Below are 22072 nucleotides of genomic sequence, written 5' to 3'. Positions count from 1 at the left end.
CCGCTGCGGCGCAGCATTCAGTCGCAAGGAAACTGCAAATGAATTACATGAAAAATACCAATTTCTGGATGTTCGGGCTGTTCTTCTTTTTCTACTTTTTCATCATGGGAGCCTATTTCCCGTTCTTCCCGATCTGGCTGCACGACATTAATCAGATCAGCAAAAGCGATACCGGGATTATCTTCGCCAGTATTTCGCTGTTCTCATTACTCTTCCAGCCGGTATTTGGTTTGCTCTCGGATAAGCTGGGACTGAAAAAGCATCTGCTGTGGATCATCACCGGGATGCTGGTGCTGTTTGCGCCGTTCTTTATCTACGTGTTCGGCCCGTTGCTGAAAGTAAATATCTATTTGGGATCAATAGTCGGCGGGATCTATCTCGGCCTGATTTACAACGCCGGTGCGCCAGCGATTGAAGCCTATATCGAAAAAGTCAGCCGTCGCAGCAGCTTCGAATTTGGCCGTGCGCGGATGTTTGGCTGCGTTGGCTGGGCGCTGTGCGCGTCGGTGGTCGGCATCATGTTTACCATTAACAACGAGTTTGTATTCTGGCTCGGTTCTGGCTGTGCGGTGATCCTCGCCATTCTGTTGCTGATCGCCAAACCGGAAGTGACCTCCAGTGCGCGGGTGGCAAACGATCTGGGCGCGAATACCAAACCCTTCAGCCTGAAAATTGCCCTTGAGCTGCTGAAAGACCGCAAACTGTGGTTCCTGGCGTTGTACGTGATTGGCGTTTCCTGCACCTATGATGTTTTCGATCAGCAGTTTGCTAACTTCTTCACTTCGTTCTTTGCTTCCTCTTCTGAAGGCACGCGCGTCTTCGGTTACGTCACCACCATGGGCGAGTTGCTGAACGCCTGCATCATGTTCTTCGCGCCGCTTATCGTGAACCGTATCGGTGGCAAAAATGCGCTGCTGCTGGCAGGGGCTATCATGTCTGTGCGCATCATCGGCTCTTCCTTCGCCTCTTCGCCTGTCGAAGTGGTGGTGCTGAAAACGCTGCACATGTTTGAAGTCCCGTTTTTAATCGTCGGCTGCTTCAAGTACATCACGTCAGTATTTGAAGTGCGCTTCTCGGCGACAATTTATCTGGTGACGTTCTGCTTCTTCAAACAGGTGGCAATCATGTTTATGTCGGTGTTTGCCGGGAACATGTATGACCGAATCGGTTTCCACGGTACTTATCTGATCCTGGGAATGATCGCGCTGACCTTCACCGTGATCTCGGCCTTTACGCTGAGCGGACGTGGTCCGTTGCAGGCTTTCAAAACACCAGAGCCGTTGAAGAATCACCCTGCAAATTCCTAATTTCACTGGGATCTTGCCCCTGAAATTGGCACTTCATCGCATTGTTAGTTAACCTTAACCCACAGTTGCTGCCCGTATCCCGGGCAGCTTTGGTTTCTTATAACCCGTCAGGGTAATTTTTTTGGGGTAATTAAATGGATGATTTGAACGTTGTGGGTAGCATTAACAATGCGGGCAACTGGTTAGTGAGAAATCAGGCTTTACTGATCCATTACGCCGTCAACATCGTCGCGGCTATCTTTATTCTTATCATCGGTCTGATCGTTGCCCGCGTATTATCCGGCGCAGTCAGCCGTGTGATGAAATTGCGCGGTATTGATCTGACCGTGTCTGACTTCCTCGCCGCTCTTGTGCGTTATGCCGTTATCGCCGTTACGCTGATTGCCGTTCTGGGGCGCGTTGGCGTGCAGACCGCATCGGTCATCGCCGTTCTCGGTGCCGCAGGTTTGGCCGTAGCATTGGCCTTGCAGGGATCGCTTGCAAACTTTGCCGCAGGCGTGCTGCTGGTGATCTTCCGTCCGTTCCGTGCCGGTGAATACGTCGATCTCGGCGGCGTGGCCGGTACCGTGACACAGGTGCAGATTTTCTCCACTACGTTGCGTACCCCTGATGACAAAATGATTGTGGTGCCGAACGGTAAAATCATCGCCGGTAACATTATCAATACGTCACGCGAGCCGAACCGTCGTACTGAGATCGTTGTAGGCGTGGGTTATGAATCTGATATCGATCAGGTGAAAAAAGTTCTGGGCGATATTATCGCGGCGGACAACCGCATCCAGCATGACAAAGGCGTTACCGTGCGTCTTAATGAAATGGGCGCTTCCACGCTGAACTTTGTGGTACGTGTCTGGAGTTCCAACGGCGATGCTCAGGAAGTCTACTGGGATCTGCTGGAAGCCTTCAAACGTGCGCTCGACGAGAACAAAATCAACATCGCTTACCCGCAGATGGACGTGCATTTGCATCGCGTTGCGGATGCCGCAGCCAGCCAGCAGGAAGAACAACGTTCAATCGAAAGCAAAGGCATCGCGGAATAACGCGCGACTGGCCGAAAAATTCAGGCGCCTGCGGGCGCCTTTTTCATACACTAATTCGATGAATCCCTGTGATAAGCTAATCTAATGGGGGATTAGAATTATCCATTTCCTCTAATGCCATCAATGCCCTTACACTGCGCGCATTCTCTCTGACTGACTGTTTAAAGGATGACGACGTGCTGGCTATTTTCCTGCAAGGACTGGCGATGAGCGCCGCAATGATTTTACCGATTGGCCCGCAGAATGCGTTTGTAATGAACCAGGGCATTCGCCGCCAGTATCATTTGATGATTGCCGGATTGTGCGCGCTGAGCGACATCGCACTCATCTGTGGCGGCATCTTTGGCGGTAGCGCGCTGCTGAGCAAATCACCGCTTTTACTCCTGCTGGTGAGCTGGGGCGGCGTGGCGTTTTTACTTTGGTACGGCTGGGGCGCGTTCCGTACGGCGTTCAGCAAAAATCCTGAACTGGCGCAGGCCGAGGTGGCAAAGCAAAGCCGCTGGAAAATTGTGGTCAGCATGCTGGCCGTCACCTGGCTGAATCCGCACGTGTATCTCGATACTTTCGTAGTACTCGGCAGTCTGGGCGGCAGCCTGAATGCCGACGAACGTTCCTGGTTCGCGCTCGGCGCGGTCAGTGCGTCGGTTATCTGGTTCTTCGGACTGGCTATCCTCGCCGCCATGCTGGCGCCGTGGCTGAACACCGGCAAAGTGCAGCGGGTGATAAATTTTATCGTCGGCACCATTATGTGGGGCATCGCCATCCAGCTGGCACGGCAGACCGGCGTGCTTTAAGTTAGCCGGGTAAACAGGTTTTTGTCACTAATCTTAGTTTCTGTTGTAACGGATTATGCTACGGTTTCGCAGTTAATACGTTTATTGCCATATCTTTGATGATTAATGGAGGCACTGTGAAACTGAAAGCATTGACTGTAGCAGCGATGTTGGGATTAGGGACATTACCGCTGGCGTTGCAGGCGGCAGAATTACCTGCCGGACCGCACGTTGTGACCTCAGGAACGGCGAGCGTTGACGCCACGCCAGATATTGCCACGCTGGCGATCGAAGTGAACGTCTCTGCGAAAGATGCCGCAAGTGCCAAGCAACAGGCCGATGCGCGTGTGGCGGAATACTTTGCTTTCCTGCAGAAAAACGGCATTGAGAAGAAAGACATTAATGCAGCGAATTTACGCACTCAGCCGGAATACGACTACCTGAAAGATGGTACATCTCAGCTGAAAGGCTACCGTGCGGTACGTCAGGTACAGGTGACGTTGCGTCAGCTGGATAAACTGAACGAACTGCTGGACGGTGCGCTGAAATCGGGCCTGAATGAAGTCCGAGCCGTCGAACTGGGCGTTGCGAATCCGGATCGTTTCCGTGATGAAGCGCGACAGAAAGCGATTGATAACGCCACGCAGCAGGCGAAATCACTGGCTGAAGGCTTCCACACCAAACTGGGGCCGGTTTACAGCATTCGCTATCACGTCGCTAACTACCAGCCGATGCCGGTCGCGCGGATGTACAAAACCGCCGAAGCCGCAGGTCAGAGCGATGTGGCACAGACTTACGAACAGCAAAGCATTCACTTTGACGATCAGGTTGATGTGGTGTTTGAATTGCAGCCGCCAGCGCCCGCTCCTGCTGCGCAATAAATAAAATATGACGCTGTAAAAATGAAAAAACCCGCTCCGGCGGGTTTTTTGTTTCTGGCCGGACCGTCATTCAGTCCTGACGCAACACCTGATGGCCGTGCGCCAGCAGAGCGTCGGTGACTTTACGCATCATACGGCTTTCCGGGGCGAAGCGGTGCCAGTAAAGCATCCTGCGCTGGAACAGGCCCGGCGTCAGGTCGATCAGCTCGCCACTTTCCAGCTCTTTCTCGATTTGCAGATGCGGGATCATGCAGCAGGTGGTGCCCTGACGCGCCAGTTGCACGAAAGCTTCCGACGAGTTCACAATATGACAAGGCACGCTGCCCGGCGACAAATCAAAGTTCTGCTGTAAAAAGGCCTGATGCATATCGTCGAGATGGTCAAATGCCACCGCCGGCGCTTTTAACAACGCCGAGCGGGTTACGCCATTCGGGAAGTAGCGGTCGGCGAACGGTTTCGAACCGACGAACAGGTAATCGAGCGCGCCCAGTTGATCAACCAGACAGCTCGGCAACGGTTGCGGCTGGATACTCACCGCACCGACTACTTCACCACGGCGCAGACGTTCCTGCGTCCGTGTTTCATCTTCCACCTGTAAATTCAGGCGGATAGGGGAATCGACCAGCACCGATTTCAGCGCCGGTAACAGCCAGGTGGCGAGACTGTCGGCGTTGACCGCCAGCGAGAGCAGCAGCGGCGTATCATTGCTGTCGCTATTACTGTCACTGCCCAGCCACTCTTCTTCCAGCAGTTCGACCTGATGCAACAGCGCCAGCAATTTTTGCCCCTGTTCGGTCGGACGGGGTGGCACGGTGCGCACCAGCAAAGGCTGGCCGAACAGGTTTTCCAGTTGTTTAATGCGCTGTGAGACCGCCGATTGAGTGATGCAAAGCTTCTGCGCCGCGCGCTCAAAACCGCGCTCACGGATCACCGCGTCCAGTGCCTGCAACGTTCTATAATCTGGGCGTTTCATCGGAGTTCTGTCCCTTGGATTTCATTTTATCCAAACACTATGCCACAGATTGTCAGGTTTTGTGGTGATGAAAATCTTTGCGTTTGCAGCACGATTGCACTTAATAAGTGTGATCTCGCGACGGCGTTGTTTATCCCAATCACCCTGACTTGCTTTATAATCACCGGCACTTTCGGGTTATCAGACAGAGAAGCCATTATGACGCAGGAAGAATTGAAGAAAGCAGTCGGCTGGGCCGCACTGGATTACGTTACGCCGGGCACCATCGTCGGTGTAGGTACCGGATCCACCGCCGCCCATTTCATTGATGCACTCGGCTCGATCAAAGGGCAAATCGAAGGCGCGGTTTCCAGTTCCGATGCCTCTACCGCAAAACTGAAAAGCTTAGGCATTCACGTTTTCGACAGCAACGAAGTCGATTCGCTGGATGTGTACGTTGACGGTGCCGACGAAATCAACGGCTTCATGCAGATGATCAAAGGCGGCGGCGCTGCGCTGACTCGTGAAAAAATCATTGCTGCGATTGCAAAAAAATTCATCTGTATCGTCGATGCGTCCAAGCAGGTCGATGTGTTGGGTAAATTCCCGCTGCCGGTAGAAGTCATACCAATGGCGCGATCTTACGTGGCGCGTGAGCTGGTGAAACTTGGCGGTCTGCCGGAATACCGTAAAAATGTGCTGACTGATAACGGCAACGTGATACTCGACGTGCATAATCTGAACATTCTTGATGCCGTCGCGATGGAAAATAAGATCAACAATATTGCCGGTGTCGTGACCGTCGGTCTGTTTGCTAACCGTGGCGCTGACGTTGCCCTGGTCGGTACTTCGGAAGGCGTTAAAACTGTTACGCTGAAATAATCCAGCGATAAGCAGAAGATCTGGCTGCTGCATTAAAAGCAGCCAGACACACCTCTGTCATAACGCAATGTTATGAAGATGATAATTTTCTGACTGAATCATCTTTTCTTCAAAAGCCTTAATTCGGTGACTTATGTCACATTTTCGATAATCTCCTCCTGAACGTCTGGCGCAGTAAAATCTAACCAGCATGAAATGCTAGAAACCCTCTGGCACGGTGAGCCTTCTGCTACCGGGCAGGCAATCGTTTGTATTGATGATGGCGGATTTTTTGTTATGTTGGCTGTGAGCAATCACCTTGCAGTTCGAATTCAGGCAGAAACATATAGGGTCGGGAAATGGCAAAAGTATCACTTGAGAAAGACAAGATTAAATTTTTGTTAGTGGAAGGCGTCCACCAAAGTGCGGTTGATACCCTCCGTGCAGCGGGCTACACCAATATTGAATTTCACAAAGGTGCTTTGGATACGGAATCGCTGAAAGAGTCGATCCGTGATGCGCACTTTGTTGGGCTCCGATCGCGTACTCAGCTGACCGAAGAAGTTTTCCAGGCAGCAGAAAAACTGGTGGCTGTGGGGTGTTTCTGTATCGGAACCAATCAGGTTGATCTGAAAGCCGCCACGCGTCGCGGTGTTCCGGTCTTCAACGCACCGTTCTCCAACACCCGTTCCGTTGCCGAAATGGTGCTGGGCGAAATGTTGCTGATGATGCGCGGCATTCCTGAAGCGAACGCCAAAGCACACCGCGGCATCTGGAACAAACTGGCTGTCGGTTCATTCGAAGCGCGCGGCAAACGTCTGGGCATCATCGGTTACGGCCATATCGGCACGCAGCTGGGCATTCTGGCCGAGAGCCTCGGGATGCGCGTCTTCTACTACGACATCGAAAGCAAATTGCCACTGGGCAATGCGCAGCCGATTGCCTCTCTGGAAGAATTGCTCAACACCAGCGATGTCGTGACGTTGCACGTGCCGGAAACGATCAGTACCAAAGATATGATTTCCGAAGTGCAACTGGCGCAGATGAAGCCGGGCGCACTGCTGATCAACGCCTCACGCGGCACCGTGATCGACATTCCTGCGCTATGCAACGCACTGCGCAGCAAACATCTGTCAGGCGCGGCGATCGACGTCTTCCCGGAAGAACCGGCGACCAACAGCGATCCATTCAATTCGCCGCTGTGTGAGTTCGACAATGTGCTGCTGACGCCGCATATCGGCGGCTCTACCATGGAAGCGCAGGAAGGTATTGGTCTGGAAGTGGCGGGCAAACTGGCGAAATACTCTGATAACGGCTCGACGTTGTCAGCGGTCAACTTCCCGGAAGCATCTTTGCCGGCACACACCGAGAAAGCCAGCCGTCTGCTGCACATCCACGAAAACCGTCCGGGCGTGCTGACCAGCATCAACCAGATTTTCGCCGAGCAGGGGATCAACATCGCAGCGCAGTATCTGCAAACCAGCCCTGAAATCGGTTATGTGGTGATTGATGCTGAAACGGATATTGCGACGCTGACTACCGCGCTGCAGCTGATGAAGGCCATTCCGGGAACAATTCGTGCCCGTCTGCTTTACTGATCGCATCAGCTGAAACAACAAGGCCGCCGAAAGGCGGTTTTTTTGTGTCTGGTATCAGGGCGTTTTGGGGTATCGCGGGTCCTCTAATGACGATTCAAAATCTCATCAGAAGCAGCAGGGCGATCAGACCGCAGAGGATCATGGAGGAAAAGGTTATTTCGAACTGGTAGCGTCGCAGCATCTTGCGGTACCTCAGGGCAAAAATGGATAAAAAAACACCCGGCGGACCGGGTGTCAGATTATCAGTCCTGATAGCGGACAAGTGCAGACACTTATCTGGCTATCTTATTCAGACTTATGCAGCAGGTGTTGCTTTTGCAGCAGGAGCCGCTTTCTTAGCATGTTTCACGTGTTTTTTAGCAGCCTGGGCTTTCTGAGCAACCGGTGCTGCTTTCTTAACGTGTTTCACGTGTTTTTTAGCAGCCTGGGCTTTCTGAGCAACCGGTGCTGCTTTCTTAGCGTGTTTCACAGGTTTTTTAGCAGCCTGGGCTTTCTGAGCAACCGGCGCTGCTTTCTTAGCGTGTTTTACGTGTTTCTTAGCCGCTTGCGCTTTCTGAGCGACTTTCTTGTGAGTCTTATGTTTAGTTACATGCTTGGCAGCAGGTGCAGCCGTTGTTGCGGTAGCAGCAGGTGCCGGAGTTGCTGTTGTTTCAGCAGCGAAAGCGACAGAAGACAGGCCCATTGCAGCGGCTACAACCAGAGCTAATACTTTTTTCATCGTTAATTCCTCAAGGATTTTTAGTTTATGTGTCTACCCCACTGCGGGGCCGATGAAAGGATAATAAGCGTGTTGAACTCTGCTGTCCGTGAGTGATTGGTTTCGGCGTGTAACGGTATGTATAAATCAAAAAAAATATTATTTTTCAGTAGATTGAAGTGAAACGTGAACGTTTTTATGTTCTTTATTAAGTATTAGTTACAACATACTTAAGTTTTCACCGAGATAAACAGAAGGACCTGAGCATTACCACGTCCAGACGTTGCCCGGCGTAATCACTTCCGGCAATGGCACGTCCCAGTGCTCAACCGGCAATTCCTCTACTTTCTGGCAATCATGGGCTAAACCGATCGGATATGGCCCGCCGTTCTGCCAGTGCTCCAGCGTACGGTCATAAAAACCACCGCCCATGCCCAGGCGCTGACCTTGGTTATCGAACGCCACCAGAGGTGTCAGGATAATATCCAGCTGCGTGAGGGGGAGAACCTTTGTGACGTCCAGCTGTGGTTCGAGAATTTTAAGGCGATTACGTACAAGCAGAGTTTGCGGCGTGTAGTGCAGAAACAGCAAATGATGAGATGAAAAAGGGTGCAGCACCGGCAGGTAAAGCTGTTTGCCTTCTTGCCATAAACGCTGAATGAGCGGTGCGGTATCGAGTTCTCCGTCAAAAGACAGAAATACGGAAACAGTCGTCGCAGAGCGGATTTTAGAATGCGAAGCAACGCGTTCGGCGGCCTGAAGGGCAAAATGAGTTTGCTGTTCGGGAGTGAGATTTTTCCTGCGTTGGCGTATTTCGGTGCGGAGTTGTTGTCGGGCTAAAGTGAACTGAGGTGTGTGCAACATAGATACATGAACCAGAAAGGGATGTACCGAAAAGAAAGGGGAATCTCCGAGATGCCGTCGCAGGCTGTAACCCTTGAACCCATGGTTCAAGGTGAACGTGCTGTCGCAATCTTTAGGCTTCTCGGACGGACCGAGCATGCGCACCGATTACGGATCATCACATTCTGTTGGTACTAATTATCGGCTCAGGGGACGGGCCCGCTGGCGAACATCTCAGAGAAATTTTTTACCGTTTCTGACTGCCTGTGACCAGCAAATCAGCAACGTGTGTTATTCGAAAGGCGCCCCTTCACGTTCAGAGATCCGGCCTTGTTCGAGCAGTGCCTGCTCGATGGTTTGTTGCAGCATCCGGATACGTTGTTCCATATTGGATGCGTAATCGCGAGTTTTCAACCTTTCCTGAGCAAGTTCGTGACATACGTTCAATGCCGCGATGAAAACCAGTTGCTCTGTATTGGTGACTCTAGTGCGAACTTTCAGATCTTGCAACCGCTGATTAAGATCTTCAGCTGCCAGATTCAGTGCTTCCTGTTGTTCTGGCGGACAATTCACTCGTAGAGAGCGACCAAAAATTTGAATATCTACCGGTTGTGCAGACATGCCACCTTCCTGCTAATTTATTCGTCCGCCCCAACGTGACCACTACGACCTGGCGCAGGATGTTGGAAGCGGGCGCCACTATAACTATCTCAATACCAGGTTACAACCCCGTGGCTGACTGACTGCTGCCCGATTGTTCAGAGCGAGACATTCAACCCTCAGTGTGCCTGAGACAGGCTGCTAATCTGGTACTACGACAGACCTTGGTGGTAGCATAACACGAACTTATCCAGCCAACGATGGCGAATGCGCATGTCTATTGAGAATACTTACCCAACTTACGATTCGTTGGATCAAAACCTGAAACAACAATCGGTTGCTTTAACCGCAGCAGAAATGCACGGGTTGATCAGTGGTTTACTGTGCGGTGGCAACCGGGACGGTAGCTGGTTAACGCTGGTGCATGACCTGACGAATGAAGGCATGGCCTACCCGCACACGCTGGCCGATTTGCTACAGCAATTGCGTAAAGTCACCTCCGATACCCTGGAAGACGACAGTTTCGAATTCAAAATCATGATGCCTGATGATGATAAAAGCATCTTCGAGCGCGCCGACGCACTGGCGGGATGGGTCAACCATTTCCTGCTCGGTCTCGGCATGATGCAGCCCAAACTCGCCAAAGTGAAAGGCGAAGTCGGCGAAGCTATCGACGATTTGCGTAGCATCGCGCAATTAGGTTACGACGAAGATGAAGATCAGGAACAATTGGCGCAGTCTTTAGAAGAAGTGGTGGAATACGTCCGCGTGGCAGCCATCCTGTGCTTTGGCGAATTTGGCCACAGCTTGCCGACCGCCCCGGAAAATCCGCGTACATTGCATTAAGTTTTTCATGAATTGTTCTTAACACGATTAATTAAAACGATTTCAGGAGAGCAGGTGAGATGACTCAGCAAGAATTTGAGAATCGTCGTCAGGCACTTTTAGCCAAGATGGCACCAGGCAGCGCCGCCGTGATTTTTGCAGCACCCGAAGTGCCGCGCAGCGCCGACAGTGAATACCCGTATCGTCAGAATAGCGACTTCTGGTATTTCACCGGTTTCAACGAACCGGATGCGGTGCTGATTCTGGTGAAAAGTGATGAGAACCATAACCACAGCGTGCTGTTCAACCGCGTGCGTGATCTCACTGCTGAAATCTGGTTTGGCCGTCGTCTTGGCCAAGACGCGGCACCGGCTAAGCTGGGCGTCACCAAAGCACTGCCGTTCAGCGACATCAACCAGCAACTGCATCTGCTGCTCAACGGCCTGGACGTGGTGTACCACGCGCAGGGCGAATACGCCTACGCCGATGAAATTCTTAACCGTGCGATGGATAAACTGCGCAAAGGCTTCCGTCAGAACTTCTCTGCACCGGCCACGGTCACCGACTGGCGTCCGTGGGTTCACGATCTGCGCCTGTTCAAATCCGCTGAAGAAATCAGCATCATGCGTCGCGCCGGACAAATCACCGCGCTGGCCCATACCCGCGCGATGGAAAAATGCCGTCCGGGCATGTTTGAATATCACCTTGAAGGCGAAATTCATCACGAATTTACCCGTCATGGCGCACGTTATCCGTCCTACAACACGATTGTTGGCGGCGGCGAGAACGCCTGCATTTTGCATTACACCGAAAACGAGTGTGAGCTGCGCGACGGTGATTTAGTGTTGATCGACGCCGGTTGTGAATACAAAGGTTACGCGGGTGATATCACCCGTACCTTCCCGGTGAACGGCAAATTCAGCAAAGCACAGCGCGAAATCTATGACATCGTGCTGGCGTCAGAATACAAAGCACTGGAAGTGCTCAAACCAGGCAGCAGTATTCAGGCAGCAACCGAAGCTGCCGTCCGCGTGATGATTGAAGGTCTGGTCACACTGGGTGTGATGAAGGGCGACGTTGAGACACTCTATGCCGAGCAGGCGCACCGTCAGTTCTTCATGCACGGCCTGTCCCACTGGCTGGGGCTGGATGTGCATGACGTCGGCCATTATGGTTCGGTTGATCGTAGCCGTACGCTGGAACCGGGGATGGTACTGACCGTCGAACCCGGTTTGTACATTGCGCCGGATGCCGATGTGCCGGAAGCCTATCGCGGCATCGGTATTCGTATCGAAGACGACATCCTGATCACCGCCACCGGCATTGAAATTCTGACCGGCGACGTAGTGAAAGAAGCTGATGACATTGAAGCGTTGATGGCAGCAGCACGTAACTAACATGAGCAACGTTTGTCTATGAGCATAGTGATTGTTGGCGGCGGAATGACCGGTGCCACACTGGCGCTGGCGATATCCGCGCTGACGCAAGGGCGTCTGGCGGTGCATCTGGTGGAAGCCACTGCGCCGGAAAATCACGGGCATCCGGGCTTTGATGCCCGTTCGATAGCGCTGGCGCAGGGGACTTGTCAGCAGCTGGCTCGCGTGGGCATCTGGCCGGCACTGGCAAAAATCGCCACGCCGATCCGTGATATCCACGTCAGCGATCGCGGCCATGCGGCCTTCGTGCATCTCAATGCCGCGCATTACGGCGTTGAAGCATTGGGGCAGGTAGTTGAGCTGCATGAAGTCGGCAAACGTCTGTTTGCACTCCTGAAGGCCGCTCCGGGCGTCACGTTGCATTGTCCGGCCAAAGTCGTGGATATCGCACGGACGGCAGATTCTGCCAGCGTCACGCTCGATACCGGCGAAACACTGACCGCGCAGCTTCTGGTCGCCGCCGACGGTTCCCACTCCTCGCTGGCGAAGGCCTGCAATATTGGCTGGCAGCGCGAAGACTATGGTCAGATTGCGGTCATCACCAATGTCGCAACGTCTGAACCGCATCGTGGCCGTGCGTTTGAACGCTTCACACAACACGGTCCGCTGGCCTTATTACCGATGTCCGACGGGCGCAGCTCGCTGGTGTGGTGTCATCCGCGTGAGGCCAAAGCTGAAATCGATGGCTGGACTGAAGCGCAATTTCTCAGTGAACTGCAAAAAGCCTTCGGCTGGCGTCTGGGCACGATGAAACAGGCCGGTACGCGCTTTAGCTATCCGCTGCAATTACAGAAAGCCAACAGTCATATCAGCCACCGTCTGGCGCTGGTCGGCAATGCCGCCCAAACGCTGCATCCGATCGCCGGACAGGGCTTTAATCTTGGTTTACGTGACGTGATGACGCTGGCGGAAACGCTGGCAAATGCCGCCGCGCACGGAACCGACGTCGGCAGTTATCGCGTGCTGAGTGAATACCAGCAGCGCCGTCAGCCCGATCAGCAAGCTACCGTCGGCGTGACCGATGGTCTGATCCATTTATTTGCCAATCGCTGGCTGCCATTAATGGTCGGACGCAATCTGGGTTTACTGGCGATGGAAGGCATTACGCCGCTGCGCGATGCTTTTACACGCAGGACTTTAGGCTGGGTTGATCGTTAAGCCTTACAGGAAAAATTATGCAATCTTTTGATGTGGTTATCGCCGGTGGCGGGATGGTCGGTCTGGCGCTGGCGTGCGGATTACAGGGCAGCGGATTGCGCGTTGCAGTGCTTGAAAGCCAGCAGCCAGATCTCGATTCTCCTTTGCCGGAACAGCCGGGTCTGCGTGTTTCAGCCATCAATGCCGCCAGTGAGCGTTTACTGAAATACATCGGCGTCTGGGACAACATCACCGCGCAACGCGCCAATGCTTATCAGGGTATGGAAGTCTGGGATCGCGACAGCTTCGGCAAAATCGCGTTTCGTGGCGAAGAATACGGATTCAGCCATCTCGGCCACATCATTGAGAATCAGGTGATCCACCGCGCGCTCTGGCAACAGGCGGAGAAGTCCTCTGATATCACCCTGCTGGCACCCGCTACGCTGAAAAACGTTGCGTGGGGCGAAAACGACGCCTTCATTACGCTTAATGACGATCGCCAGCTGAGCGCGCGCTTGGTCGTTGGCGCTGATGGCGCACAGTCGTGGCTGCGTCAGCACGCCGATATCCCGCTGACATTTTGGGATTACCGCCATCATGCACTGGTGGCGACCATCCGCACCGAAGAGCCGCACCAGTCTGTTGCACGACAGGTCTTCCACGGCGAGGGTATTCTGGCCTTTTTGCCGCTGGCCGATGCGCATTTGTCTTCGATTGTGTGGTCCGTTTCGCCGGATGAGGCACAGCGCCTGCGCGGGCTGGAGCCTGAAGAATTCAACAAAATTCTCGCCAGCACTTTCGATCTGCGTCTGGGCATCTGTACCGTTGAAAGCGAGCGTCAGACCTTCCCGCTGACCGGTCGTTATGCCCGCAGTTTTGCCGGACAGCGTCTGGCGCTGGTGGGGGATGCGGCGCACACCGTACATCCGCTGGCGGGGCAGGGCGTAAACTTAGGCTTTATGGATGCGGCCGAGCTGGCGTCTGAAATCAAACGCCTGCAAAAAGAAGGCAAAGATTTCGGGCAGCACATGTATCTGCGTCGCTATGAGCGCCGCCGTAAGCACAGTGCTGCGTTGATGCTGGCCGGAATGCAGGGTTTTCGCGAACTGTTTGCCGGTGACAATCCAGCGAAGAAACTCCTGCGTGATATCGGCCTGACGCTGGCTGATTCACTGCCGGGCGTGAAACCTAAATTAGTGCGTCAGGCCATGGGGCTGAACGATTTACCCGAATGGTTGCAGGAAGATTCGCTTCGATTGAAATAATCTAATTTCAGCTCAGTTTTTCCATTACATTTTCTAATCCGGGGCCGGATTTCTCATTCTGCAAATGGTGAGAAATCCGGCCTTGTCGTTATATAACGTCGATATTTTTGCTGTTTATTTGTAGATTTTGCGCCACAAACCCCATTTTCCCAGTCAAAAACTCTGCACAATGCCCCTGCTATTTAACTGACATTCCCTTTGCTCTGCATATTTTATCTTATGGTTAGCAGGGGAATTCGGTGGTAAGTTCAGGTAAAGGGTATCGTTTGCGCTCCCTGCGAATTTCGACTTTTTCAGGCAGCCTTTTCGTCATGAGGAATAAGATGGTTAAGCAGACTCAGCTTTTTGAACAACATGTCGCGTGCGGTGCGCGTATGGTCGATTTCCACGGCTGGATGATGCCTCTGCATTATGGCTCCCAGCTGGATGAACACCACGTTGTGCGCCAGGATGCCGGCATGTTCGACGTCTCGCACATGACCATCGTTGATCTCCGCGGTGCCCGTACCCGTGAATTCCTCCGTTACCTGCTGGCGAACGATGTCGCCAAACTCACCGTTCCCGGCAAAGCGCTGTACACCGGCATGCTCAATGCCTCCGGCGGCGTGATCGATGACCTGATTGTTTATTTCCTTACCGAAGATTATTTCCGCCTGGTGGTGAACTCCGCGACCCGTGAGAAAGATCTGGCATGGATTTCGCAGCATGCAGAACCGTACGGCGTTGAACTGACCGTACGTGATGATTTAGCGCTGGTGGCCGTTCAGGGGCCGCAGGCGAAAGAAAAAGCCCAAACCTTATTTACTGCTGAACAAAAACAGGCCGTCGAGGGCATGAAGCCGTTCTTTGGCGTGCAGGCGGGCGATTTGTTTATCGCGACCACCGGCTACACCGGTGAAGCGGGCTATGAAATCGCGCTGCCGCAAGAACAGGTCGCAGATTTCTGGCAGAAATTGCTGGCGGCGGGCGTGAAGCCTGCTGGTCTTGGGGCACGTGACACGCTGCGTCTGGAAGCGGGTATGAACCTTTACGGTCAGGAAATGGATGAAGGCGTTTCACCGCTGGCGGCCAACATGGGCTGGACCATTGCGTGGGCACCGGAAGACCGCGATTTTATTGGCCGTGACGCCCTGGAAAGACAGCGCGAGCAGGGCGCCGAACAGCTGGTCGGTCTGGTGATGACCGAAAAAGGCGTATTGCGTAACGAGCTGCCGGTGCATTTCACCGATGCGGCAGGCAACACTCAACAAGGCGTGATCACCAGCGGTTCATTCTCCCCGACGCTGGGCTACAGCATCGCGCTGGCGCGCGTTCCGGCAGGCATTGGCGAGCAGGCGATTGTGCAAATTCGTAACCGTGAGATGCCGGTAAAAGTCACCAAACCGGGCTTTGTCCGTAATGGTAAACCGCTGGCGCAGTAACGAATCCGATTGAGTTGAACACAAAAATTTAAAAACATTTTCAGGAGATTATTGATGAGCAATGTTCCCGCAGAGTTGAAATATGCCTCTTCCCACGAATGGGTGCGTTCTGAAGGCAACGGCGTTTACACCGTAGGCATCACCGAACACGCGCAGGAATTGCTGGGCGACATGGTGTTTGTCGATCTGCCAGAAGTTGGCCGTGAAGTGGCTGCTGGCGAAGACTGCGCCGTGGCAGAATCCGTGAAAGCGGCTTCCGATATTTACTCCCCGATCAGCGGCGAAATCATCGCGGTGAACGGTGAACTGGAAGGTTCTCCGGAGCTGGTTAACAGCGAGCCATACGGTGCCGGTTTCCTGTTCCAGATTAAAGCGTCAGACGAAGCCGAACTGGCTAACCTGCTTGATGCAGCAGCTTATGGTTCCTCGATCGACGAATAAGTAAGACTGCACGACCGCCTCGCAACCCGTTTGCGGGGCGCATTCAACACCCGTAGCTTTTGTCAGTATCCCAAGACACCTCCAGCAGATTTCAGGAATGCGTAGCAAATGACTCAGACTCTCAGCCAACTCGAACACAGCGAAGCGTTTATCGGCCGCCACATTGGTCCGTCTTCTCAGCAGCAGCAAGATATGCTGGAGACGGTCGGTGCCGGTTCGTTAAATGCCCTGATCCAGCAGATCGTTCCGGTCGATATTCAGTTGCCGGGGCCACCGGCCGTCGGCGATGCCGTAACCGAACATCAGGCGCTGGCTGAGCTTAAAGCCATTGCCAGCCAGAATCAGCGCTATAAATCCTACATCGGTATGGGTTACAGCGCGGTGCTGACGCCGCCGGTAATCCTGCGTAATATGCTGGAAAATCCGGGCTGGTACACCGCGTATACGCCGTATCAACCCGAGGTGTCGCAGGGGCGTCTGGAATCACTGCTGAACTTCCAGCAGCTGACGCTGGATCTGACCGGTCTGGATCTGGCTTCTGCTTCGTTGCTTGATGAAGCGACCGCCGCTGCTGAAGCGATGGCGCTGGCAAAACGCGCCAGCAAACTGAAAAACGCCAACCGTTTCTTCGTGGCTGACGATGTGCACCCGCAAACCCTGGACGTGGTTCGCACACGTGCTGAAACCTTTGGCTTCGACATCATTGTTGATAAAGCCGAGAAGGTGCTGGATCTGGAAGGCGTGTTCGGTGTGCTGTTACAGCAGGTCGGCACCACAGGTGAAGTTCACGATTACAGCGCACTGCTGGCTGAACTGAAATCCCGCAAAATTATCACCAGCGTTGCCGCTGACATTATGGCACTGGTTACGCTGACCGCGCCGGGCAAGCAGGGCGCGGACGTAGTCTTTGGTTCGGCACAGCGTTTCGGCGTGCCAATGGGCTACGGCGGCCCGCACGCGGCGTTCTTCGCCTGTATTGATGATTTCAAGCGCTCAATGCCGGGCCGCATTATCGGTGTTTCCCGCGACGCTGCAGGCAAAACCGCACTGCGCATGGCGATGCAGACTCGTGAGCAACATATCCGCCGCGAAAAAGCCAACTCCAACATCTGTACCTCGCAGGTTTTACTGGCCAACATCGCCAGCCTGTATGCGGTATTCCACGGCCCTGAAGGCCTGAAACGCATTGCTTCACGCATTCACCGCCTGACCGACATTCTGGCCACTGGCCTGAAACAGGGCGGTCTGACCCTGCGTCACAATACCTGGTTCGATACCCTGACCGTGGAAGTGAAAGACAAAGCCGCCGTGCTGGAACGCGCGCTGAGCTTCGGTCTGAACCTGCGTACTGATATTCACGGTGCTGTCGGCGTGACGCTTGATGAAGCCACCTCCCGTGAAGACGTGCAGATCTTGTTCGCCGCTCTGCTGGGGGACGATAACGGTCTGGACATCGATAAACTGGATAAAGCTGTTTCGACTGACAGCAACTCGATCCCGGCCGCGATGCTGCGTGTGGATCCGATCCTGACGCATCCGGTATTCAATCAGTACCACAGCGAAACCGAGATGATGCGTTACATGCACCGTCTGGAGAAAAAGGATCTGGCGCTGAATCAGGCGATGATCCCGCTGGGTTCCTGCACCATGAAACTCAATGCCGCCGCCGAGATGATCCCAATCACCTGGCCGGAATTCGCTGAACTGCACCCGTTCTGCCCGACTGAACAGGCCGCCGGTTATCAGCAAATGATTGGTCAGCTGTCACAGTGGCTGGTGCAACTGACCGGTTACGATGCCGTCTGTATGCAGCCTAACTCTGGCGCGCAGGGCGAATACGCCGGTCTGCTGGCGATCCGCCGTTACCATGAAAGCCGTAACGAAAGCAGCCGTCACATTTGTCTGATCCCAAGTTCTGCCCACGGTACCAACCCGGCGTCTGCACAGATGGCGAGCATGACCGTGGTGGTTGTCGCCTGTGACAAACAGGGCAACATTGATCTGAGCGATCTGCGTGAAAAAGCGGCGCAGGCGGGCGATGCGCTGTCTTGTATCATGGTGACTTACCCGTCAACGCACGGCGTTTACGAAGAAACCATCCGCGAAGTCTGCCAGATTGTTCACCAGTATGGCGGTCAGGTTTACCTCGATGGCGCGAACATGAACGCACAGGTCGGCATTACTACGCCGGGCTACATCGGCGCAGATGTTTCGCACCTCAACTTGCATAAAACCTTCTGTATCCCACACGGCGGTGGCGGTCCGGGCATGGGCCCTATCGGCGTGAAAGCCCATCTGGCGCCGTTTGTACCGGGTCACAGCGTAGTACAGATTGACGGCGTACTGACACAAAATGGCGCGGTGTCCGCCGCACCGTTCGGCAGCGCTTCAATTCTGCCAATCAGCTGGATGTATATCCGCATGATGGGCGCGGAAGGGTTGAAACAGGCCAGTCAGGTTGCGATCCTGAACGCTAACTACATTGCCACCCGTCTGAAAGAGGCTTATCCGGTGCTCTACACCGGACGCGATGGTCGCGTGGCGCACGAATGTATTCTGGACATCCGACCGCTGAAAGAAGCGACCGGCATTAGCGAAATGGACATCGCCAAGCGTCTGATCGACTACGGCTTCCACGCCCCGACCATGTCCTTCCCGGTTGCCGGTACGCTGATGGTTGAACCGACCGAATCAGAAAGCAAAGTCGAGCTGGATCGCTTTATCGACGCGCTGCTGGCAATTCGCGGTGAAATCGACAGCGTCGCCAAAGGCGAATGGCCGCTGGCTGATAATCCGCTGGTGAATGCCCCGCACGTGCAGGACGAACTGGTCAGCGAGTGGACCCATCCGTACAGCCGTGAACTGGCGGTCTTCCCGGCAGGCAGCGAGAATAAATACTGGCCGGCGGTGAAGCGTCTGGATGATGTCTACGGTGACAGAAACTTGTTCTGTTCATGTGTGCCGATCTCAGATTACGAGTAAGACTCCAAATTCCTCCCCCTTCGCAGGGGGAGGAGCAACCACTTTCCTCACTTCCCCTGGAAACGCCCTGATGAAAATAGCCCTCGTTACCGGTGCCAGCCGCGGCATTGGCCGGGCCACGGCGATATTACTCGCCGAACAAGGTTACGCCGTCGGCGTCAACTACCTCCGCAATGAAATGGCCGCACGGGCCGTCGTCAACGACATCACCGTGAACGGGGGAAGGGCTATCGCCCTGCAAGCCGATATCGCCGACGAGGCGCAGGTTGTCGCCATGTTCTGGCGTATCAATGATGAACTGGGGCCGATTACCGCGCTGGTCAATAATGCCGGGATCTTGTTCCAGCAGACGACCATTGAAAATCTTTCTGCTGAACGCATCAACAAAGTGCTTTCCACCAATGTGACGGGCTATTTCCTGTGCTGTCGCGAGGCGGTGAAAATCATGTCGCATCGTCATGGCGGAAAGGGCGGGGCGATTGTGAATGTCTCCTCGGCGGCTTCGCGTCTGGGTGCTCCGGGTGAATACGTGGATTACGCCGCGTCGAAAGGCGCAGTGGATACCCTGACCACCGGTCTGGCACTGGAAGTGGCTGCCTGCGGTATCCGTGTAAACTGCGTGCGGCCCGGTTTGATCTACACAGAAATGCACGCCAGCGGCGGTGAGCCGGGGCGTGTGGATCGCGTGAAAGCCAGTCTGCCGATGCAGCGCGGCGGCCAGCCGGAAGAAGTGGCTCAGGCAATTTGCTGGCTGCTGTCAGATTCCGCGTCCTATGTGACCGGAAGTTTTCTGGAGCTGGCAGGCGGAAAGTAAAACCCTCTTTAACAACATCAGAAGCGCCTCAGGGCGCTTTTTTTTATGCCAAACGGTCAAAGCCACACAAACGGTCATAGTCGGTCACTGCGTCGCACGAGGAATTGTGACCGTTTGCAAATCTGTTGCTGTCTTGTTGCAGCCTGAATGACGATTTAATGCCGTTCCCGCCACAGATCCAAACTTTAACATTTCATCTCTTCTCATCTTTTCGTGACAACTATCACATGACGACGGCGGCGAAAAACGCACGCGGTCGCTTTTGAGGCACTGCGCATTCCGCAAGCATCCGGCTGCGTATCCTAATTGACATCGGGAAAGAGGAATCACCACATGCTGCCTGTAGAACGCCATCGTTTTATCACTGAAATCCTCAGCCAGCGCGGCCGCATTCTGGTGCAGGAAGTGGCGCAGTTATGCCGCATCTCGCTGGAGACTGCGCGGCGCGATCTGGCGCTGCTGGAAAGGCGCGGGATTTTGCAACGCAGCCATGGCGGCGCGGTATTTGCCCAACATGCGGCGTCCGGGACAGCCTCGGTGCCGTCGCAGATTGAGCAGGGAGAATCGTTTCGCGACCGCAGCAACCAGTCCCCCGACAGCAAAACCCGCATTGCCAAGCGCGCGTTGCAGCTGATCAATCCCGGCGATTGTCTGCTGCTCGACAGCAGCTCAAGCAGCTGGTTTCTGGCCCGGCAGTTGCCGGACATCCAGCTGGTGGTGCTGACCAATTCGGTGCACATCATTCAGACGCTGGCAGTGAAAGCCAATGTGCGGGTGATCGGGTTGGGCGGTGAATATTCAGCGAAGTATGAGGATTTTGTCGGCGTTCTGGCCGAACAAATGCTGAAAGAGTTCGTGATAAATAAATTGTTTTTCTCCTGTCACGGCATCAGCCACGAAGGTGGTATCCGTGAAAGTAACGAGCATCACGCGCGGCTGAAACAGCAAATGCTGCTTTCTTCCGAGCACAAAATTTTGCTGGCTGATGCCAGTAAATTCGGCCGGCGCTCTTTTGCGCGGATCTGCCACTACCGGGAAATAGACACACTGATAACAGACCATCTGGAGGATGAAGAATTCCGACAGGAACTGGCCTGGAGCAACGTCAACGTAATTGAGGTTTCTCCTTCACCCCTACAGAAAAAAACTAAAAACAGTCGCAACGGCCCTCTCGCTGCGGCAAATAACTGAACCTCTTTGGAGAGAAAACATGATCAAGAAATCCGTTCTTGCCTGCCTGTTTGCTACAGCCATGTTGTCCCTGTCAGCCCACGCTGCCGACAAAATCCGCATGGGTGTGGTGGTGAAAGTCGGCGGTAACGCCTGGTTCAACGCGATGGAAGCTGGGATCAAAAGTGAAGCGGCCAAACGCGGGATCGATGCCTGGCAGGTCGGGCCGACCAGCGCGGATCCGGCATTGCAGGTACGTGCCATTGAAGATCTGATCGCGCAAAAAGTGGATGTGATAGGCGTGGTGCCTAACGATGCCCGCGTGCTCGAACCGGTGCTGAAACGCGCCCACGATGCCGGGATCAAAGTCATCGTTCATGAATCACCGGATCAGAAATACGCCGACTGGGATTTTGAAATGGTGGATGCCACGCAGCACGGCATTACGCACATGGTCGCCCTCGCACAGTGCATGAAAGAAAAGGGCGATTACGCGGTGTACGTCGGCAGCTTAACGGTGCCGCTGCATCAGAAATGGGCCGATGCCGCCATCAATTATCAGAAAGAGCACTACCCGAATATGCATCTGGTCGGTGACAAGTTTGGCGTCGGTGAATCCCTCGACGACAGCATCCGTACCACCAATGACCTGATGTCCAAAGACGCCAACCTGAAAGGCATTCTGGCGATCGGTTCACAGGGTCCGATCGGCGCAGGCCGCGCGGTGCTGAACCGGGGTAAAACGGACGACATTTGCGTCTTCGGGCCGTTCAGTCCGGGTCAGGGTGCAAGTCTGGTAAAAGCCGGTGCCATCAAAGGCGGCTTTATCTGGAATCCGATGGTTGCTGGCGAAGTCTTCGTGCGCATCGCCGAGAAGCTGGAAAAAGGCGAAAAAATCACTGACGGCATGACCATTGAAGGTATGGGCAAAGTGAAAGTAGATGAAGCCACGCACACCATTCTGGGTAACGAAACCGAAAGCCTGGACAAAGCAAATCTGCCGAAACTGGTCAAAATGGGGCTGTAATC

At 54.1% G+C, this 22072-nt stretch carries 20 protein-coding genes and 1 other RNA gene; 16 read left to right on the top strand and 5 right to left on the bottom strand.

Annotated elements, in window-relative coordinates:
• Positions 1-38: 38 nt before the first annotated feature.
• The 4 genes from I2123_RS19450 (at position 39) to I2123_RS19435 (ending at position 4001) form a co-directional block, all read left to right on the top strand.
• Entirely contained in the window at positions 39-1307 is a 1269-nt protein-coding gene (locus I2123_RS19450; RefSeq protein WP_213051300.1) for an MFS transporter, read from the top strand.
• A gap of 134 nt (positions 1308-1441) precedes the next feature.
• Positions 1442-2347, top strand: a complete 906-nt coding sequence (mscS, locus tag I2123_RS19445) for a small-conductance mechanosensitive channel MscS (RefSeq protein WP_112164185.1) — start codon at positions 1442-1444, stop codon at positions 2345-2347.
• Positions 2348-2523: 176 nt separating this feature from the next.
• Complete coding sequence (gene argO, locus I2123_RS19440; RefSeq protein WP_112164186.1) at positions 2524-3141, top strand: arginine exporter ArgO; 618 nt, start codon at positions 2524-2526, stop codon at positions 3139-3141.
• 116 nt (positions 3142-3257) lie between these two features.
• Entirely contained in the window at positions 3258-4001 is a 744-nt protein-coding gene (locus I2123_RS19435; RefSeq protein ID WP_112164187.1) for an oxidative stress defense protein, read from the top strand.
• Positions 4002-4071: 70 nt separating this feature from the next.
• On the opposite strand, the gene I2123_RS19430 is transcribed toward I2123_RS19435, so the two are convergent.
• Positions 4072-4974 (bottom strand): LysR family transcriptional regulator ArgP, encoded by a 903-nt coding sequence (locus tag I2123_RS19430; RefSeq protein ID WP_056773177.1) that lies wholly within the window; start codon positions 4972-4974, stop codon positions 4072-4074.
• Positions 4975-5172: 198 nt separating this feature from the next.
• Here I2123_RS19430 and rpiA point away from each other — a divergent pair, with 198 nt between their 5' ends.
• Complete coding sequence (rpiA, locus tag I2123_RS19425) at positions 5173-5835, top strand: ribose-5-phosphate isomerase RpiA (protein WP_213051299.1); 663 nt, start codon at positions 5173-5175, stop codon at positions 5833-5835.
• Positions 5836-6173: 338 nt separating this feature from the next.
• Entirely contained in the window at positions 6174-7412 is a 1239-nt protein-coding gene (serA, locus tag I2123_RS19420; protein ID WP_112164189.1) for a phosphoglycerate dehydrogenase, read from the top strand.
• A 295-nt stretch (positions 7413-7707) separates the two neighbouring features.
• On the opposite strand, the gene asr is transcribed toward serA, so the two are convergent.
• The 4 genes from asr to zapA all read right to left on the bottom strand — a co-directional run bounded on the left by asr (position 7708) and on the right by zapA (position 9573).
• Complete coding sequence (gene asr, locus I2123_RS19415) at positions 7708-8130, bottom strand: acid resistance repetitive basic protein Asr (RefSeq protein ID WP_213051298.1); 423 nt, start codon at positions 8128-8130, stop codon at positions 7708-7710.
• A gap of 246 nt (positions 8131-8376) precedes the next feature.
• The gene (locus I2123_RS19410; protein ID WP_213051297.1) at positions 8377-8973 is read right to left on the bottom strand and encodes a 5-formyltetrahydrofolate cyclo-ligase; all 597 of its coding nucleotides are present in this window, start codon (positions 8971-8973) and stop codon (positions 8377-8379) included.
• 39 nt (positions 8974-9012) lie between these two features.
• Positions 9013-9196: non-coding RNA, 6S RNA (gene ssrS, locus I2123_RS19405), on the bottom strand.
• 47 nt (positions 9197-9243) lie between these two features.
• The gene (gene zapA / locus I2123_RS19400; protein WP_013576788.1) at positions 9244-9573 is read right to left on the bottom strand and encodes a cell division protein ZapA; all 330 of its coding nucleotides are present in this window, start codon (positions 9571-9573) and stop codon (positions 9244-9246) included.
• Between the two features lie 252 nt (positions 9574-9825).
• Between zapA and I2123_RS19395 the strand changes: the two genes are divergently transcribed.
• The 10 genes from I2123_RS19395 to I2123_RS19350 all read left to right on the top strand — a co-directional run bounded on the left by I2123_RS19395 (position 9826) and on the right by I2123_RS19350 (position 22070).
• A complete protein-coding gene (locus I2123_RS19395) occupies positions 9826-10398 on the top strand; it encodes a YecA/YgfB family protein (protein ID WP_112164192.1) in 573 nt (190 codons plus the stop codon).
• Between the two features lie 59 nt (positions 10399-10457).
• On the top strand, positions 10458-11774 hold the full coding sequence (pepP, locus tag I2123_RS19390) for a Xaa-Pro aminopeptidase (RefSeq protein WP_213051296.1): 1317 nt from the start codon (positions 10458-10460) through the stop codon (positions 11772-11774).
• A gap of 18 nt (positions 11775-11792) precedes the next feature.
• Complete coding sequence (gene ubiH / locus I2123_RS19385) at positions 11793-12971, top strand: 2-octaprenyl-6-methoxyphenyl hydroxylase (protein WP_112164194.1); 1179 nt, start codon at positions 11793-11795, stop codon at positions 12969-12971.
• Positions 12972-12988: 17 nt separating this feature from the next.
• Positions 12989-14215 carry an FAD-dependent 2-octaprenylphenol hydroxylase gene (ubiI, locus tag I2123_RS19380; RefSeq protein ID WP_213051295.1) on the top strand — a complete coding sequence of 409 codons (1227 nt, stop codon included), beginning with the start codon at positions 12989-12991 and terminating at the stop codon, positions 14213-14215.
• A 323-nt stretch (positions 14216-14538) separates the two neighbouring features.
• The gene (gene gcvT / locus I2123_RS19375; protein ID WP_213051294.1) at positions 14539-15636 is read left to right on the top strand and encodes a glycine cleavage system aminomethyltransferase GcvT; all 1098 of its coding nucleotides are present in this window, start codon (positions 14539-14541) and stop codon (positions 15634-15636) included.
• A 54-nt stretch (positions 15637-15690) separates the two neighbouring features.
• On the top strand, positions 15691-16077 hold the full coding sequence (gcvH, locus tag I2123_RS19370; protein ID WP_112164197.1) for a glycine cleavage system protein GcvH: 387 nt from the start codon (positions 15691-15693) through the stop codon (positions 16075-16077).
• Positions 16078-16185: 108 nt separating this feature from the next.
• Positions 16186-19059, top strand: coding sequence for an aminomethyl-transferring glycine dehydrogenase (gene gcvP / locus I2123_RS19365; RefSeq protein ID WP_112164198.1), 2874 nt, complete (start codon positions 16186-16188; stop codon positions 19057-19059).
• Between the two features lie 70 nt (positions 19060-19129).
• Complete coding sequence (locus I2123_RS19360) at positions 19130-19873, top strand: SDR family oxidoreductase (protein WP_213051293.1); 744 nt, start codon at positions 19130-19132, stop codon at positions 19871-19873.
• Between the two features lie 333 nt (positions 19874-20206).
• Positions 20207-21064, top strand: coding sequence for a DeoR/GlpR family DNA-binding transcription regulator (locus I2123_RS19355; protein WP_213051292.1), 858 nt, complete (start codon positions 20207-20209; stop codon positions 21062-21064).
• A gap of 19 nt (positions 21065-21083) precedes the next feature.
• The gene (locus I2123_RS19350; RefSeq protein ID WP_413534510.1) at positions 21084-22070 is read left to right on the top strand and encodes a substrate-binding domain-containing protein; all 987 of its coding nucleotides are present in this window, start codon (positions 21084-21086) and stop codon (positions 22068-22070) included.
• Positions 22071-22072 lie beyond the last annotated feature (2 nt).

The sequence above is a fragment of the Rahnella inusitata genome (assembly GCF_018288855.1).
Taxonomy (GTDB): Bacteria; Pseudomonadota; Gammaproteobacteria; order Enterobacterales; family Enterobacteriaceae; genus Rahnella; species Rahnella inusitata.
The sequence above is the reverse complement of the archived record's forward strand: the minus strand, read 5'-3'. Positions and strand labels throughout refer to the sequence as shown.